14 protein-coding genes are annotated in these 17,476 nt (G+C 61.1%); 11 read left to right on the forward strand and 3 right to left on the reverse strand.

The features are described 5' to 3' along the window. The first annotated feature begins 13 nt into the window (after positions 1 to 13). The 10 genes from K7H22_RS00835 (at position 14) to K7H22_RS00880 (ending at position 11,600) form a co-directional block, all read left to right on the forward strand. Complete coding sequence (locus tag K7H22_RS00835; protein WP_230798632.1) at positions 14 to 3,436, forward strand: indolepyruvate ferredoxin oxidoreductase family protein; 3,423 nt, start codon at positions 14 to 16, stop codon at positions 3,434 to 3,436. A 128-nt stretch (positions 3,437 to 3,564) separates the two neighbouring features. Next, complete coding sequence (locus K7H22_RS00840) at positions 3,565 to 4,443, forward strand: lysophospholipid acyltransferase family protein (protein ID WP_230798634.1); 879 nt, start codon at positions 3,565 to 3,567, stop codon at positions 4,441 to 4,443. Positions 4,444 to 4,471: 28 nt separating this feature from the next. Next, positions 4,472 to 5,287 carry a glutamate racemase gene (gene murI, locus K7H22_RS00845; RefSeq protein ID WP_230798636.1) on the forward strand — a complete coding sequence of 272 codons (816 nt, stop codon included), beginning with the start codon at positions 4,472 to 4,474 and terminating at the stop codon, positions 5,285 to 5,287. An 84-nt stretch (positions 5,288 to 5,371) separates the two neighbouring features. Then, the gene (gene argC, locus K7H22_RS00850) at positions 5,372 to 6,400 is read left to right on the forward strand and encodes an N-acetyl-gamma-glutamyl-phosphate reductase (RefSeq protein WP_230798638.1); all 1,029 of its coding nucleotides are present in this window, start codon (positions 5,372 to 5,374) and stop codon (positions 6,398 to 6,400) included. 27 nt (positions 6,401 to 6,427) lie between these two features. Then, positions 6,428 to 6,886 carry a cytochrome c maturation protein CcmE gene (gene ccmE / locus K7H22_RS00855; protein ID WP_230798965.1) on the forward strand — a complete coding sequence of 153 codons (459 nt, stop codon included), beginning with the start codon at positions 6,428 to 6,430 and terminating at the stop codon, positions 6,884 to 6,886. Positions 6,887 to 6,982: 96 nt separating this feature from the next. Next, positions 6,983 to 7,594, forward strand: coding sequence for a holin-associated N-acetylmuramidase (locus tag K7H22_RS00860; RefSeq protein WP_230798640.1), 612 nt, complete (start codon positions 6,983 to 6,985; stop codon positions 7,592 to 7,594). Further along, positions 7,585 to 8,196, forward strand: coding sequence for a holin family protein (locus tag K7H22_RS00865; RefSeq protein ID WP_230798642.1), 612 nt, complete (start codon positions 7,585 to 7,587; stop codon positions 8,194 to 8,196). The genes K7H22_RS00860 and K7H22_RS00865 overlap by 10 nt, the downstream gene beginning before the upstream one ends. 87 nt (positions 8,197 to 8,283) lie before the next feature. Beyond that, complete coding sequence (locus K7H22_RS00870) at positions 8,284 to 10,260, forward strand: heme lyase CcmF/NrfE family subunit (RefSeq protein ID WP_230798644.1); 1,977 nt, start codon at positions 8,284 to 8,286, stop codon at positions 10,258 to 10,260. Continuing rightward, positions 10,257 to 10,745, forward strand: a complete 489-nt coding sequence (locus K7H22_RS00875; protein WP_230798646.1) for a cytochrome c-type biogenesis protein — start codon at positions 10,257 to 10,259, stop codon at positions 10,743 to 10,745. Before K7H22_RS00870 ends, K7H22_RS00875 begins: the two co-directional genes overlap by 4 nt. A gap of 78 nt (positions 10,746 to 10,823) precedes the next feature. After that, positions 10,824 to 11,600 (forward strand): enoyl-CoA hydratase-related protein, encoded by a 777-nt coding sequence (locus K7H22_RS00880; RefSeq protein WP_230798647.1) that lies wholly within the window; start codon positions 10,824 to 10,826, stop codon positions 11,598 to 11,600. A gap of 245 nt (positions 11,601 to 11,845) precedes the next feature. On the opposite strand, the gene K7H22_RS00885 is transcribed toward K7H22_RS00880, so the two are convergent. Further along, on the reverse strand, positions 11,846 to 13,141 hold the full coding sequence (locus K7H22_RS00885; RefSeq protein ID WP_230798649.1) for a citrate synthase: 1,296 nt from the start codon (positions 13,139 to 13,141) through the stop codon (positions 11,846 to 11,848). Positions 13,142 to 13,223: 82 nt separating this feature from the next. Beyond that, positions 13,224 to 14,624, reverse strand: a complete 1,401-nt coding sequence (gene gltX, locus K7H22_RS00890; protein WP_230798651.1) for a glutamate--tRNA ligase — start codon at positions 14,622 to 14,624, stop codon at positions 13,224 to 13,226. 80 nt (positions 14,625 to 14,704) lie between these two features. Between gltX and K7H22_RS00895 the strand changes: the two genes are divergently transcribed. Then, a complete protein-coding gene (locus K7H22_RS00895) occupies positions 14,705 to 16,744 on the forward strand; it encodes a ComEC/Rec2 family competence protein (protein WP_230798652.1) in 2,040 nt (679 codons plus the stop codon). Here the strand turns inward: K7H22_RS00895 and lexA are convergent. Continuing rightward, positions 16,738 to 17,460, reverse strand: a complete 723-nt coding sequence (gene lexA, locus K7H22_RS00900) for a transcriptional repressor LexA (RefSeq protein ID WP_230798967.1) — start codon at positions 17,458 to 17,460, stop codon at positions 16,738 to 16,740. The genes K7H22_RS00895 and lexA overlap by 7 nt on opposite strands. Between the last annotated feature and the right edge of the window lie 16 nt (positions 17,461 to 17,476).

A 17,476-nucleotide genomic window follows, 5' to 3' on the forward strand; every position in this document is an offset into this window, starting at 1 on the left:
GAGGAGATGCACGATGACAAGGCAGGATATCACGCTCAACGACCGGTTCGATCTGGAAAAGCCGTCGGTCTTGTTGAACGGAACGCAGGCCCTTGTCCGTCTGATGCTGATCCAGAAAGCGCGGGACCGTGCTGCCGGTCTGAATACGGCGGGTTTTGTGACCGGTTATCGAGGTTCTCCTCTTGGTGCGGTCGATATGCAGATGAACCGCGCCGCCAAACAACTGGCCGCCTCCGATGTCACCTTCGAGGAAGGTCTAAACGAGGATCTGGCCGCGACCGCCCTGTGGGGCGTGCAGCAGGCCGAGTTGCGCGGCGAGGGACGTTTCGATGGCGTCTTTGGGCTGTGGTACGGCAAAGGCCCCGGGGTGGACCGGTCGGGCGATGTGATGCGCCATGCCAATATGGCTGGTTCGTCCAAACATGGCGGCGTGCTGATGGCGATGGGCGATGACCATACCGGCGAATCCTCGACCGTGCTGCATCAATCCGAATGGGCGATGGTCGATGCTTATATGCCCGTGGTCAGCCCCGCAGGTGTGCAGGAAATCCTTGATTACGGTGTCTACGGCTATGCGCTGTCGCGCTTCTCTGGGCTTTGGGTCGGCCTCAAGACGATGAAAGACACGGTCGAGGCGACAGCCGTTGTCGACGGTCGTCCGGACCGCATGAACCTTGTGATCCCTGAATTCGAGATGCCCGAGGGCGGTCTGAATATCCGGCTTGTCGACACCCCCCACGCGCAAGAGGCGCGTATGATCGACTACAAGCGCTTCGCCGCCGAGGCGTTTTCCCATGCCAACAAGATGGATAAACGCATCTGGGGCAAACCGGGTGCGAAGATCGGCTTTGTCGCGGCAGGCAAGAACTGGCTGGATCTGGTCCATGCGTTGGCTTTGCTGAATATCGACGCGGACGAGGCCGAGCGTCTGGGCCTGACCACCTACAAGATCGGCCAGACCTTCCCGCTGGACATGAAGGGCTTTCACGACTGGGCCGAAGGGTTGGATCTGATTGTTGTGGTCGAGGAAAAGCGCAAGCTGATCGAAGTGCAGATCAAGGAAGCGATCTTTGACGACCGCCACGGCCGCCGCGTCTGGGGCTGGCATAAAGGCGGCGGTGCGGGGTCGATGCATGGCGAAGAGTTGTTCCCGACACGCGGCGCTCTGGACCCGATCATGATCGCCGAGAAACTGGGCGGTATCCTGATCGACGAGGGCCGCAGCACCGATGGCATCAAGGCAGGGCTATCCGCGCTGGCCGATGCGCGGCGCAATGACAACGCGCAGGAACTAGCCTCGCGTCTGCCCTATTTCTGCTCGGGCTGTCCGCATAACTCCTCGACCAAAGTGCCCGAAGGCAGCCGCGCTTATGCGGGAATCGGGTGTCATTATATGGTCCAGTGGATGGACCGCGAAACCACAGGTTTCACCCATATGGGGGGCGAGGGTGCGAACTGGATCGGCGAGGCCAAATTCTCGACCCGCGATCACGTGTTCCAGAACCTTGGTGACGGCACCTATAACCATTCCGGCATTCAGGCGATCCGCGCGGCCATGGCCTCGGACGTGAACATTACCTACAAGATCCTGTTCAATGATGCGGTTGCCATGACGGGCGGTCAGGGCAACGAAGGTGACTTGACCTCGCAGCGGATCGTGGCCGAGTTGAAGGCGATGGGCGTCGCCCATGTCGCTGTGGTCTATGACGAAAAGGAAGGGTTGGACCTGTCCACCTTTCCCGCCGGTGTGGAAAAACACGAGCGCGCCAATTTCGAAGACGTGCAAAAGAAATATTCCAAAATCAAAGGCGTATCTGCCATTGTTTATGTGCAGACCTGTGCCGCTGAAAAGCGCCGTCGCCGCAAGCGGGGCACATTCCCCGATCCGGACAAGCGCGTCTTCATCAATACCGATGTCTGCGAAGGCTGCGGCGATTGCGGGGTGCAGTCCAACTGCGTTTCCATCGTGCCGGTCGAAACCGAACTGGGCCGCAAACGCGCGATCGACCAGTCAAGCTGCAACAAGGATTTCAGTTGCCTCAAAGGGTTCTGCCCGTCTTTTGTGACGCTGGAAGGCGCCACACCTAAAAAGGCGGCGACAGCCTCGGTCGAACTGCCCGACATGCCTGCACCCGCACTGCCTGCGATCGACGGCACCTATAACGTGGTAATCACCGGCGTCGGCGGGACCGGCGTTGTGACCATCGGTGCCGTCTTGGCGCAGGCCGCACAGATCGACGGCAAGGGGGCCGGTATGATGGAAATGGCGGGTCTGGCGCAAAAGGGCGGCGCCGTGCATATTCATTGCCGCATCGCCAATCAGCCCGATGATATCAGCGCTGTGCGTGTCGCAACCGGCGAGGCGGATGCCCTGATCGGGGGCGATCTTGTGGTGTCCGCAGGGGCCAAGACCCTGGGTCTGACCCGCACGGGCCGCACCGGGGCTGTCGTGAACAGCCACGAGATCATCACCGGCGATTTCACCCGCAACACCGAATTCGCCCTGCCTTCCGACCGCTTGGCCTTGGCCTTGGAGGCGCGTTTGCAGGACCGTGTGATGCTGTTCGACGCATCCGAATTGGCCCGCGTCACGTTGGGGGATTCGATATACTCGAACATGATGCTGTTCGGCGCGGCGTGGCAGCGCGGGCTTGTCCCGCTCAGCTACGAGGCGCTGATGCAGGCGATCAAACTGAACGGTGCGGCGGTTGAAAAGAACCAGCGTGCCTTCGAACTGGGCCGCTGGGCGGCGCTGCATCCCGATCAGGCGGAAAAGATGCTGCGCCCCAAAGTGATTGAATTGCCCAAATCGCTGGAAGACAGAATCGCCTTCCGCGCCGATCATCTGGTGGCCTATCAGGGCAAGGGGCTGGCCAAACGCTATCGCAAGATGGTGGATGGCATCAGTGATCCGCGCCTTAAGGAAGCGGTCGCCAAGGGCTATCATAAACTGCTGGCCTACAAGGACGAATACGAGGTGGCGCGCCTTCTGCTGACCTCGCAGGAAAAGGCCGCCGAACAGTTTGACGGCGACTTCCGAATGACCTTCCATCTGGCACCGCCGATCATCTCGAAAATCGGGCCGGATGGACGCCCCGTAAAGCGGACGTTCGGGCCGTGGATGGCCAAACCGATGCGCCTGCTGGCAGGGTTGAAGATGCTGCGCGGCACGCCGCTGGATATTTTCGGCCACACGGCCGAGCGCAAGATGGAGCGCGCCCTGATTGCGCAATACGAATCCGACATGGCCAATATCCTGCCCAAAGCAACCGCAGCCACGATGGAGGCGGTCGTCGCGTTGGCCGAATTGCCCCTGTCGATCAAGGGTTTTGGCCCGGTGAAAGAGGCGCATGAGGCCAGGGCCGCCAAGCGCCGCGAGGAATTGCTGGCCGTGATCCGCGATGGCGGCAAAGGCATGGCGCAAGCAGCCGAATAGGGCGCACAGCTACCTATCGCGCTGGACGCCTCCGCCTGCCGGCGGGGGCGTTCTGCTTTTACGCGACTGTTACATGCCGGTGGTCTTCTTTTCGTGTCCCACGCAGCGCAACACCGGAGTGATCAGGCGTGACAACCCAGACCAGCATCGCCCGCGATATCAGCTATGCCCATTCGGCCAATACCCGCAGCGGCCGCGCCCTTATCCGTCTGATGGAAAACGCAACAGGCCGGATCAACTTGATCCGCCGTGCCGCAGGATACGAGCATGACCTCGCGCAGGGGCGCGATTTCTGGCAGGTCATGGTGGAACGCTACGGCCTAAGCCTCGATGTGGTGCGTGGTTCTCTTGATCTGATTCCGCGGACCGGTCCGCTGATCCTGATTGCGAATCATCCATACGGCATTCTGGACGGGCTGATGCTAGGCCATATCCTTGCGCAAACGCGCGGCGATTTCCGCATTCTGGCGCATCATGTCTTCTGCAAATCCCCCGATCTGGCGCGGGTCGTGCTGCCCGTCGCCTTTGATGAAACCAAACAATCGCTGCAAGTGAACCTCGACACCCGCAAAACCGCATTGTCCTATCTGGGGCAGGGCGGTGCTATCGGCATCTTTCCGGGCGGCACGGTATCCACGGCGCAAAGGCCCTTTGCGCAACCGATGGACCCGGGTTGGCGTGGTTTCACCGCAAGGATGGTGGCGAAATCGGGTGCCACGGTTGTGCCGCTTTACTTCGACGGGCATACAAGCCGTTTGTTCCAGATCGCCAGCCACCTGCATTACACGTTGCGGATGGGGTTGCTGATCAAGGAATTTGCCAAGCGCGTCGATACCCCCGTGCGGGTCGCCGTGGGCAACCCGATCCCGACAGACCAGATCGCGGCGTGTGCAGGGGATAGCAAAGCAATGATGGATTTCCTGCGTAAAGCGACTTATGACCTGTCTCCGACACCCCTCGGCACCTATGCCTACGGGTTCGAGTTCGAAGAGAAACACCGGGCGTGATTCCTCGCGCCCCTGCATTGGGCGCGCGATGGCAGTAGGTATTTTTGACAGCGGGCTTGGCGGTCTGACAGTGCTTGATGCGGTTGCCAAGCGGTTGCCGGATGTGGACTTCGTCTATTATGGCGACAATGCCCATGCCCCTTATGGCGTGCGGGATTCCGATGATGTTTACCAACTGACCAAGACAGCGGTGGAATATCTCTGGCTGCATGGCTGCGATCTGGTGATCTTGGCCTGCAATACCGCCAGCGCCGCCGCCCTGCGCCGTATGCAAGAGGCAGGCGTGCCCCCCGGCAAGCGGGTTCTGGGTGTTTTCGTGCCCTTGATCGAGGCGCTGACCGAACGGCAATGGGGTGACAATTCCCCGCCGCGCGAAGTGGCCGTGAAACATGTGGCTTTGTTCGCCACGCCTGCAACCGTGGCCAGCCGTGCTTTCCAGCGCGAACTGGCGTTCCGCGCCATCGGTGTCGATGTCGAGGCGCAGGCCTGTGGAGGCGTCGTTGACGCGATCGAGGATGGCGACATGATCCTTGCCGAAGCCTTGGTGCGCAGCCATGTCGACGCGCTCAAACGCAAGATGCCCCATCCCGAGGCGGCCATTCTGGGGTGCACCCATTACCCGCTGATGCAGCAGGTCTTTCAGGACGCGCTTGGGCCCGATGTGCAGGTCTACTCCCAAGCCAATCTGGTGGCCGAAAGTCTGGCGGACTATCTGTCGCGCCGTCCCGATATGCTGGGGCAGGGCAAGGACAGAGTTTTCCTGACCACAGGCAACCCGCGCCGTGTCTCGGACCGCGCGACGCAGTTTTTGCGACGACAGATCAGTTTTCAGTCGGCTGGTTGATCCCGGTCAAGGTTTCCGCTTCAGTTCGAGGCAATATTGAAAACTGTGCCGTGTCATGGGCCGGTGCAAGCAAGGACAGATAATATGCCGCATTCCATCGCGATTCTGGGGGCTTCGGGCTATACGGGCGCCGAACTTGTGCGCCTGATCGCCACCCATCCCAATATGCGGATCACGGCCTTGGGGGCCAATTCCAAGGCGGGGCAGCGCATGGCGGATGTTTTTCCGCATCTGCGCCATCTGGATCTGCCCGATCTGCAGAAAATCGACGAGATTGACTTCGCGGGCGTCGATCTGTGCTTTTGCGCGCTGCCGCACGCCACCTCGCAGGAGGTGATCCGCGATCTTCCCAAGACCCTGAAAATCGTCGATCTTTCGGCAGATTTCCGGCTGCGCGATCCGGCGGAATACAAGCGCTGGTATGGCCATGACCATGCAGCATTGGATTGTCAGGCCGAAGCGGTCTATGGCCTGACCGAATTCTACCGCAACGAGATCCGCGCGGCGCGTCTGGTCGCTGGCACAGGCTGCAACGCGGCCACCGGCCAATACGCGCTGCGTCCGCTGATCGCGGAAGGGGTGATTGATCTGGATGAGATCATCCTCGATCTGAAATGCGCAGTATCGGGGGCAGGGCGCAGCCTCAAGGAAAACCTGCTCCATGCCGAGCTGTCCGAGGGCTATCACGCCTATTCTGTCGGTGGCATACACCGGCATCTGGGCGAGTTCGATCAGGAGTTTTCCGCCGTTGCAGGGCGTCCGGTGCAGGTGCAGTTCACACCCCATCTGATCCCCGCCAATCGCGGGATTTTGGCGACCGTCTATGTCAAGGGTGACGCGGCCCGCATCCATGAGGTGCTGAAATCCACCTATGCGCAAGAGCCGTTCCTGCAGGTGCTGCCCCTTGGCCAGCATCCTAGCACACGGCATATCCGCGGCTCGAATTTCTGCCATATCGGGGTGGTTGCCGACCGGCGAGAGGGCCGCACAATCGTGATCGCGGCGTTGGATAACCTGACAAAAGGTAGCAGCGGGCAGGCGTTGCAAAACGCCAATCTGATGTTAGGTGAAGACGAGACAACGGGGCTCATGTTGGCCCCCTGTTTCCCGTAAAGCGGGATAAGGGAGAAGACGATGGCGATGGGTGGTTTGAAAAAGAAGCGGCGGATTCAGGTTGTGGCTCTTGCGGCTGTGGCGCTGCTGATCTCGACCGCATTGATCGGCTATGCCATGCGCGACGGCATCAACTTCTTCCGCGCGCCCAGCCAGATCATCGCGGAGCCTCCCGGTCCGAACGAGGTGTTCCGCATCGGTGGGCTGGTCGAGGAAGGCAGCATCGTGCGCGGCGAAAGCGAACAGATCAAGTTCAGCGTGACGGATGGCGGCGCAAGCATTCCAGTCGTCTACACCGGCGTTTTGCCTGATCTCTTCACGGAAAACGAAGGCATGGTCGGCACTGGACGACTAGTAGACGGTGTTTTTGTGGCAACCGAAATCCTGGCCAAACATGACGAGACCTACATGCCCGCCGAAGTGATCGACGCACTAAAGGAACAGGGTATCTACAAAGAGCCGGGCGCTACCCCGTCGGATAGCTGACATTCGTAAAGATCGCCCAAGCCCGCCGTGCGCGGGCTTGTCACGGTTTTAACGGCCATCATCCAGCCTGATCCCGCATAAATCGGGATGAGGCGGATGAAAAGCGTCAAGCAGATCGCACAGGAAATCGTCGCCCGCGAGGGTGGCTTTGTAAACGATCCCGCCGATCCGGGCGGGGCGACAAAACACGGTGTCACGCTTGGCACGCTGCAACGGCTGAAGCTGGACCTGACAGATGATGGCATCACCAGTGTCGCGGATGTCCAGGCCATGACACCTGCGCGGGCCGCCGAAATTTTCGTGCAGCATTATTACAACCGTCCCGGCCTGGACCAGTTGCCGCCGCGCATTCAGGCCAGCGTTTTCGACATGTATGTCAATGCAGGTGCAAACGCGGTTAAAATCCTGCAACGTCTTTTGCGCCAGATGGGGCAGAGCGTGACCGTAGACGGGATTATCGGGCCGCAAACCGTTGCGGCCGCGCGCGCGGCAGATGCGGCGGCGCCTGACCATCTGGCAGATGCCTACGGGATTGCGCGGCGCAATTACTATCTGCGGCTTGCCGATCTGCGCCCCGCCAGCCGCAAATTCGCCCGCGCACGCAATGGAACAAAAGGCGGCTGGATTCTACGAGCCGAGGAGTTCATCCATCCGCGCTATCACCTGAATCCTGCAGAATTCTCTGCGAGGACGGCACAATGGCTTTGATCGACACAATTCTGAGCGCCGTCTTCGGGAGCGGGCGCAACGTGCTGCGCGAAACCGCCGAGGTCTTCCGCGTCAACTCCGAAGAATCAGCCATCCGTGATGCCGCGCTGCGACAGGCGTCGTTGGCGCAATTCGGGGCCGAGTTCGCACAGGTCCGCAACGGCTGGTTCGACAGGGCGGTGGATGCAATCAACCGCTTGCCGCGTCCGCTGATGGCACTGGGAACATTGGGGCTTTTTACATCAGCCATGGTCGACCCCGTCTGGTTCGCCAGCCGGATGCAGGGGATCGCCCTTGTGCCTGAACCGCTCTGGTGGCTGCTCGGGGCGATCGTGTCATTTTATTTCGGCGCGCGCCATCAGGCCAAGGGACAAGAATTCCAGATCCGTGTGGCCCAGAGCATGGCCCATGTCCCGCAAGTGGTCAGCAATCTCGGAACGCTCAGGGCGCTGGAGGACGCCAGCCAGACCGCCGAGACCGACCGACCGCAAAACCATTCCGCCACGTCCGAGGCTGATAGCGGCGCAGACAATCCAGCCCTTGTCGCATGGCGCCGTAGTGGGCAAGGCTCCCGCCCCCAAGACACCCCCGATATGCGGTAGACCCGCGCAGGAAAGCCGCGACAATGTGATCATCCGCGTGCGCCGATTCCGTTTGGCCCGCCTCTGCGATGGCCCTATAACAAGGGTATGATAGTAGAACTCGGACATTTCGCCCTTATCCTCGCCTTTATCGTCGCCATTGTGCAGGCGGTGGTTCCAATGATCGGCGCGCACAAGCGCTGGCCGGGATGGATGGCCATGGCAGAACCTGCTGCCAACGCGCAATTCATGCTGACGGCTTTTGCCTTCGGCGCGCTGACCTATGCCTTCGTCTCCTCGGACTTCTCGGTCGCGCTGGTGGTGCAGAATTCGCATTCTCTCAAGCCGATGATCTACAAGATCAGCGGCGTTTGGGGAAACCATGAAGGTTCCATGCTTCTGTGGGTGCTGATTCTGACGCTGTTCGGGGCGATGGCCGCATGGTTCGGGGGCAACTTGCCACCGACGCTCAGGGCGCGTGTTCTGGCCGTGCAATCGGCCATTGCGGTGGCGTTTTTTGCCTTCACGATCTTCACATCAAACCCGTTCCTGCGCATGAGCGTGCCACCCTTTGACGGGCAGGATCTGAACCCGCTGCTGCAAGATCCCGGTCTCGCCTTCCATCCGCCGTTTCTGTATCTGGGTTATGTCGGCCTCAGCATGGCGTTCTCTTTCGCTGTGGCTGCCCTGATCGAAGGGCGCGTCGATGCCGCATGGGGCCGCTGGGTGCGCCCTTGGACGCTGGTGGCTTGGGTCAACCTGACCATCGGGATCGGCCTTGGCAGCTGGTGGGCCTATTACGAGCTTGGCTGGGGCGGTTTCTGGTTCTGGGACCCCGTGGAAAACGCAAGTTTCATGCCATGGCTGATTGCCGCCGCCCTGTTGCATTCATCCATCGTGGTGGAAAAGCGCGAAAGCCTGAAAAGCTGGACGATTTTGCTGGCCATCATCGCCTTCGGCTTCTCGTTGATCGGCACGTTCATCGTGCGCTCGGGCGTGATTACAAGTGTGCATGCCTTCGCCAACGACCCCGAGCGCGGCGTGTTCATCCTGATGATCCTCGGCTTTTTCATGGGCGGCGCGCTGATGCTGTTTGCCGCCCGTGCGGGCGCGATGGAAGCCAAGGGTGTGTTCAGCCTTGTCAGCCGCGAAAGCGCGCTGGTGTTCAATAACATCATTCTGACCGTGTCCTGTTTCGTGGTCTTCGTCGGCACGATCTGGCCGCTGGTGGCCGAAATGCTGTTTGATCGCAAGCTGTCGGTCGGGCCGCCCTTCTTCGATATGGCCTTCACGCCTTTCATGGTCGTCTTGGGGGTAATCCTGCCTCTGGGTGCGATGATGCCTTGGAAACGCGCCGAAATCGCGCGCAGCTTCCGGCCTCTGGTGCCGGCACTGGTGCTGTCCCTGGCTATTGGCGCACTGGCCTTCGCGATGCAGACCGGACGCTCGGCCTTGGGGCCAATCGGCATGTTCCTTGGGACATGGCTTGTCTTTGGCGCAATGGTCGATGTCTGGTCGCGCACCGGACGCGGCGCTTTGGCAGGCCGTTTCGGCCGCCTGACCCGTCTGCCGCGCGCGGATTGGGGCAAGGCGATTGCCCATGCCGGGTTCGGCATTACTGTTCTGGGTGTGTCGGGACTGACTGCATGGCAGCAGGAAGACATCCGCGTGGTCCAGTTCAACCAGCCATTCGAGATCGCGGGCTTTACCCTGACGCTGACCGATGTGCAGCGCGTGGAGGGGCCGAATTTCGCCTCGACCATGGGCACCGTGGACCTGGCCAAGGATGGTCGGGCGATTGCCACGCTCAACCCCGAAAAACGCTTCTATCCTGTGGCGCAGATGCCCACGACCGAAGCGGCCATTGATATCGGGTTCTGGCGTGACGTTTATGTGGTGATCGGCGACCCGCAGAACAATGGCGGCTGGGCAGTGCGGACCTATTACAAGCCGCTGGCCAACTGGATCTGGGGCGGCTCGATCTTGATGGCGCTGGGGGGCATGTTCAGCCTGAGCGACCGGCGTTTCCGTGTGGCGGCAGGTGCCGCCAAGCGCACGCCGGCGGGCGGAGTGCCTGCGGAATGACACGCCTTGCCCTGATACTCTGGCTGGCGCTGGGAACGGCTCTTGCGCCGGTGACAATCCTGATCGCACCGCAAGCGCTGGCGGTGCAACCCGACGAGGTTCTGGATAATCCCGTTCTGGAAGGCCGGGCCCGCGAATTGTCGCGCGGGCTGCGCTGCATGGTATGCCGGAATGAAAGCATCGACGAATCCAACGCGGAACTTGCGCGCGATATGCGGATTCTGGTACGTGAGCGTCTTGTGGAAGGCGACACCGATCAGGAGGTGATCGAGTTCATCGTTGACCGATACGGCGAATATGCGCTGCTGAAGCCCACGACGGGCGGGGCAAACTGGTTGCTCTGGGCCGCTGGACCCTTGATGCTGCTTCTGGCTTTGGCTGTCGGCCTTTCCTATCTGCGCGGACGCGAAACCGCCCCCGAGACAGGCGCGGCACGGCTGAACGAAGATGAGAAAGCGCGGCTGAGCAAGATTCTCGAAGACTGACGCGGGGTTTGTCCTTTTCCTTGGTATCCGCTGCGGTAAGGTAACACCCAGAGGCGGAGACAAGGAAAGGCCGGACTTATGGAGTATCAGACCATCGCGCTGGACATCACCGACGATATCGCGGTGCTGACCCTGGATCGCGCGGATAAGATGAACGCGCTGAACACACAGATGCGGGCCGAGATTGCGGATGCCGCGCGCGAAGCCGGCAAGACCGCACGCGTGCTGGTCATCACCGGATCTGGCCGCGCATTCTGTTCGGGGCAGGATCTGAGCGACCGTGCCAATGCGGCCAATCTGGATATGGAACGCACGCTGCGCGACGAATATCTGCCGATGCTCAAGGCGATCTATGACTGCCCGATCCCCACGATCAGTGCCGTAAACGGTGCTGCGGCAGGGGCAGGGGCTAATCTGGCGCTGGCCGCCGATGTCGTGATCGCGACGCAGAGCGCCTATTTCCTGCAGGCATTCACGCGGATCGGCCTGATGCCCGATGCTGGCGGCACCTATTGGATGACGCGGCAGATGGGCACGGCGAAAGCGATGGGGGCCGCACTTTTTGCCGACAAGATCAGCGCGCAGCAGGCCGATGACTGGGGCCTGATCTGGGAAGCTGTGGCGGATGACGCCTTTGACGCCACATGGCGCGCGCGGGCTGCGCAATTGGCCAAAGGTCCGACGGTGGCCTATGCCCATGTCAAACAGGCGATCCGTGGCAGTTGGGACAACAATCTTGAGGAACAGCTTGCACTGGAAGGCCGGTTTCAGGGCACCTGCGGCAAGACACGCGACTTCAAGGAGGGCGTGCTGGCCTTTCTGGAAAAACGCCCTGCCAGTTTCGAGGGGCGGTAACGCCCCTCATCCGTCCTTGCGGACGTCTTCGGCAGGGTTTGACCCTGTCAGATCAGGGGCACGAAAGGCACGCCACATCCTGACATGGCCAGTAGCGCGGCGACGATGATCCATGTCCGCATGGTCAGTCCTTCCGTGGTGTTGACCTTTCGGCAGTCTGCGTGAGCGTTCCGGAATGGCCACCAAAACCCTGGTTGAAACAGAAACGGCGCCTCGAAAGGCGCCGTTTTTTTGTCTCTATCCGCTCAGCGGTTTTCGATATCGACATAGTTGCGCTCGGTCTCGCCGCGGTAAAGCTGACGCGGACGACCGATCTTCATCTGCGGATCGGCGATCATCTCTTTCCACTGGCTCACCCAGCCGACGGTGCGCGACAGGGCGAAGACAGGCGTGAACATCGAAGTCGGGAAGCCGATCGCCTCGAGAATGATGCCCGAATAGAAATCCACGTTCGGGAACAGCTTTTTCTCGATGAAATAGGGATCGTTCAGCGCGACGTGTTCCAACTCCTTGGCAACCTGCAGCAGCGGGTTGTCCTGCACGCCTAGCAGTTCCAGAACTTCGTCCGCCGACTGTTTCAGCACCTTGGCGCGCGGATCTGTGTTTTTGTAGACGCGGTGACCGAATCCCATCAGGCGGAACGGATCGTTCTTGTCCTTGGCGCGCTCGATGAATTCTGGGATGCGGTCCACCGTGCCAATCTCGCGCAGCATTTCCAGGCAAGCCTGGTTCGCGCCTCCATGCGCCGGACCCCAGAGGCAGGCAATACCGGCGGCGATGCAGGCAAAGGGGTTCGCGCCCGAAGACGACGCCAGACGCACGGTCGAGGTCGAGGCGTTCTGCTCGTGATCTGCGTGCAGCGTCAGGATACGGTCCATGGCGCGGGCGACGATCGGGTTCACATGGTAGGTTTCGGCCGGAACCGAGAAGCACATGTGGAGAAAGTTCGCCGCGTAATCCAGATCGTTGCGCGGATAGACGAAAGGCTGGCCGATGGAATATTTGTAGGCCATCGCCGCAATGGTCGGCATCTTGGCGATCAGGCGGATCGAGGCCACCTCGCGCTGCCAGGGATCATTCACATCCAAGCTGTCGTGATAGAACGCCGACATCGCACCGACCACACCGACCATTGTGGCCATCGGATGCGCGTCACGGCGGAAGCCACGGAAGAAGTTGTGCATCTGTTCGTGGATCATCGTGTGACGTGTCACACGTGTCTCGAAATCCTCAAGCTGGGCAGAGGAGGGCAGTTCACCGTAAAGCAGCAGATAGCACACTTCGAGGAAATGCGATTTCGACGCCAACTGGTCGATCGGATAGCCGCGATGCAGCAGAATACCCTCATCCCCGTCGATATAGGTAATGGTGCTGTCGCAGCTTGCAGTCGAGGTAAAGCCCGGATCATAGGTGAATACGCCCGCCTGACCGTAAAGCTTGCGGATGTCGATCACTTCGGGGCCTGCCGTCGGTGTGAACATCGGCAGTTCAAAGCTTTGACCGTCAAAGCTCAGCGTCGCTGTTTTGCTGGTATCCGTCATTTTCGTCCCTTCCTCACCGGCGGTTCCCGCAGATCGGGTGCGCCATACTATTATATCCGCCTGAAGAAGGAGTTAACCCATCTCAGGCTGCGGCATCCGACAGGCGCGCAAGGCTTTCCTCGCGCCCGAGCACCAGCAACATGTCGAATACACTCGGTGTGGCGCTGCGCCCCGCGATGGCAGCCCGCATGGGGCCTGCCAGCTTGCCGAATGTCATTCCCTGCATCTGTGCGAATTCGTTCAGGACGTGTTCAAGATCGTCCCGCGTCCAGCTAGCATTTTGCAGATGCGGCGTCAATTCTATCAGTATACCACGGGATACATCGTTGAGTTGCTCTGCGGCTTTCGCCTCGGGTTGGATCGGGCGATCTGCTGTAATAAATGCAGCCTTATCAAGAAGTTCAAAGAAGGTTTTGGCGCGTTCCTTCAGATGTGGCATGGCTGCAAAGAACATTGCTTTCTTATGCGCGGGCAAAGCGGGCTGTCCTGTCGCTGCGAGGAAATCCATAAGCTCATGCAGCAGCGCGGCATCTGGCGTGGCAGCAATATGCTGGCCGCAGATGTTTTCGAGTTTCTTGAAATCAAGGCGCGCGGGCGATTTGCCGATTCCTTCCAGATTGAACCATGCGAGCGCCTGCGCGTCGTTGAAGAACTCGTCATCGCCATGGCTCCAGCCCAGACGCGTCAGATAGTTCCGCATGCCCGCCGCAGGATAGCCCATCGCCTGATATTCCTCGACACCCAGCGCGCCATGGCGCTTGGACAGCTTCTTGCCATCGGGCCCGTGGATCAACGGGATATGCGCCCAGACAGGCACGCTCCAGCCCATCGCGTGATAGATCATCATCTGCCGCGCCGCATTGTTGAGGTGGTCGTCGCCACGGATCACATGGGTCACGCCCATGTCGTGATCATCCACGACAACCGCCAGCATGTAGACAGGCGTGCCGTCGCCACGCAGCAGCACCATATCGTCCAACTGGTCATTGCGGATGGTCACATTACCTTGCACCTGATCCACGATCACGGTTTCGCCTTCCTGCGGGGCTTTGATACGGATCACGTAAGGCAGGTCGGGATGTGTTGACGGATCAGCGTCTCGCCAGGGGCTGCGGTAGAGCGTCGACCGGCCTTCGGCGCGGGCCGCCTCGCGAAAGGTTTCGATCTCGTCTTGCGTCGCAAAACACTTGTAGGCGCGCCCCTGGTGCAGAAGCTGGCGCGCGACATCGGCATGACGCGACGCACGCGCAAACTGACTGATCGCCTCGCCGTCATGGTCCAGTCCCAGCCAGTCAAGACCCTTGAGGATCGCGGCTGTTGCTTCAGGGGTCGAGCGTTCGCGGTCCGTATCCTCGATCCGCAGCAGGAATTTGCCGCCCTGCGCCCTTGCAAAAAGCCAGTTGAACAGCGCCGTGCGCGCCCCGCCGATATGCAGATAGCCAGTGGGAGAGGGCGCAAAACGGGTGACAACGGGGGAGGACATAGGCGGTCTTAACCTTTCGGTAATCATGGCTGGCATAGCCTTGTCGCATGTCTAGCGATGCATTGGGCAGGGGGCAAGAGTTGCAGATCACAGCCCGGATCGAGCAGGTGTTCCTGGCCCAGCGCGGGCATCTGTTCGTATGGGCGCCGGTCGTTCTGGCCGCCGGTATCGGCGTGTATTTCGCCTTGCGGTGGGAGCCTGAAATCCGGCACTACCTTGCCCTGATAGGGGGGATGGTGATCGCCGTGGTAGTGGCGCGCCGCGCCGGACCTGTTGCCGCGCCGCTGTGTTGGGCTGTGGCGCTGTTTGCCTTGGGTATCTGTCTGGCGGGAGTGCGGACCCATCTGGTCGCTGCACCCCAGATCGGATACCGCTACTACGGGCCGGTGGAGGGCCGGATCGTCGGCATCGACCGCTCGGCCGCGGATGCGCTGCGTCTGGTGCTGGACAATGTCGTGTTGGAACGGGTCGCGCCCGACGACACGCCTGCCCGCGTGCGTCTGTCCCTGCACGGGGACCAGTCCTATCTTGTGCCGAAGCCTGGGCAGATCGTGGTTCTGACAGGGCATCTGTCCGTGTCCAATGGCCCTGTCGAGCCGGGGGGCTTCGATTTTCGTCGTCATGCGTGGTTTCTGGGGCTGGGCGCTGTGGGATATACCCGCACGCCGGTTCTGCTCCTGACGCCACCCAAAGGCGAGCTACCCGTCTTTGCCGCGCGCATGTGGTTGTCGGCCCGTGTCCAGACAGCCTTGCCCGGCGAGGTGGGGGCCTTTGCAGCGGCTGTGATGACCGGTGACCGGTCCGGCATCGGGCAGGACACGCTTGAGGCGCTGCGGGTGTCCAATCTGGCGCATCTGCTGGCGATTTCGGGGCTGCATATGGGACTGCTCAGCGGCTTTGTCTTCGGACTGTTCCGTCTGGCCTTTGCCGCTGTGCCGGTGGTCGGGCTACGGGTGCCTGCGAAAAAGCTGTCGGCAGCTTTGGCGCTGCTTGTGGCGGCGGGCTATCTGGGTTTGTCGGGCGGCAATGTCGCGACCGAGAGGGCCTTTGTCATGGTCGCCGTAGTGCTGCTGGCGGTGATATTGGACCGCCGCGCCCTGACATTGCGTGCCGTGGCTGTGGCCGCCTTGATCATTCTCGTTCTGCAGCCCGAGGCGCTGATGGGGCCTGGGTTCCAGATGTCCTTTGCCGCGACCACCGCACTGGTGGCCGTGTTCGGCTGGCTGCGTGATGCGGATCTGCCGCGCTTGCCCCGTTGGGCGCGCGCCATCGCGGCGGTTTTCGTGTCCTCGGCTGTGGCAGGGCTGGCCACCGCCCCCTTTGGGGCGGCACATTTCAACCAGTTTGCCCATTACGGGCTGTTCGCCAATTTGCTGAGCGTGCCCTTTATGGGCGCGCTGGTCATGCCTGCGGCGGTGCTGGCAACCTGTCTGCTGCCCTTCGGACTGGAGGGGTGGCCACTTTGGGCCATGGGACAGGGGCTGGGCTGGATATTGCATGTCGCGCATGTGGTATCGACCCTGGATGGTGCGCGCGGGTCAATTGCGACGCCGCCTGCTGTCGTGCTGCCAATGATGGCACTGGCGGCATTGTGGATCATGCTATGGCAGGGGCGCTTGCGTTGGGCGGGGGCAGTTCCCCTGCTGCTGGCGCTTGGCCTTTGGAGCCAGACCGAACGCCCTTTTGTACTGATTGCGGGCGATGGCGGTCTGGTTGGTGTGATGACACCGCAGGGCCGCGCGCTCAGCCAGTCGCGCGGGGCGGGTTTTACCGCCCGCAACTGGCTGGATCATGATGGCAATGACATGTCACAGGAAAGCGCTGCGGGTTTGTGGCGCGCACCGATGGTTCTGCCGGATGGCGGACGGGTGATCCACCTGCGCGGCAAGACTGCCGCGGCGCAGGCCGCTTGCACGCGAAAGGACTGGCTTGTGATGAACAGCACTGCCCCCAAGGGCCTGCCTTGCCGCGTCTTTGATGCGGTAACGCTACGCTCCAGCGGGGCAGTCGCGCTTTATCTGCGGGACGGTAATCTTGCAGTAGTCACGTCAAGCGATCTGACGGGCGCGCGCTTGTGGAACCGCCGTGTCGCGCCGCGGGACAGGCGCGCGCGTCAATAGGTACGGATCAGCCCCACCAGACGGCCCTGCACCTTGACCTGATGATCGGCATAGACACGGGTTTCATAAGCCGGATTCGCCGCTTCCAAAGCGATCGCGCTGCCGCGTCGCATGAATCGCTTCAGCGTCGCTTCCTGATCCTCGACCAAGGCCACAACGATATCGCCATTATCAGCGACCGAGGTTTCACGGATCACGACAACATCACCGTCATTGATCCCCGCCTCGATCATCGAATCGCCGCGGACTTCCAGCGCGTAATGCTCGCCCCGACCGCTGATCATCGAACTCGGCACAGTCACGGAATGCGAGATCTGACTGATCGCCTCGATCGGGACACCGGCGGCAATGCGCCCCATCACCGGCAGTTCCAACGCTTCGATCGTTTGGACGGGCAAGGCGCGCGAAGGCGGCGGGTTGTCGGGGCGGTCCCCGTCAATCACGCGAGGCGCAAAGCTGCCTTGTGCGGCACCTGCCTTGAGCCCGTGCTTTTCAGCCAGCGCATCGGGCAACTTCACGATTTCCAGCGCCCTGGCGCGATGAGCCAACCGGCGGATAAAGCCGCGCTCCTCCAAAGCGGTGATCAGCCGGTGAATCCCCGATTTCGAGCGCAGATCAAGCGCTTCCTTCATTTCGTCAAAGGATGGCGGCACACCGTCGCGCTGTGTGCGTGTCTGGATAAAATCCAGCAGATCAAGTTGCTTCTTGGTCAGCATCGGGTCGGTCCCCTTG

This window comes from Seohaeicola saemankumensis, from assembly GCF_021021435.1.
Lineage (GTDB): Bacteria > Pseudomonadota > Alphaproteobacteria > Rhodobacterales > Rhodobacteraceae > Seohaeicola.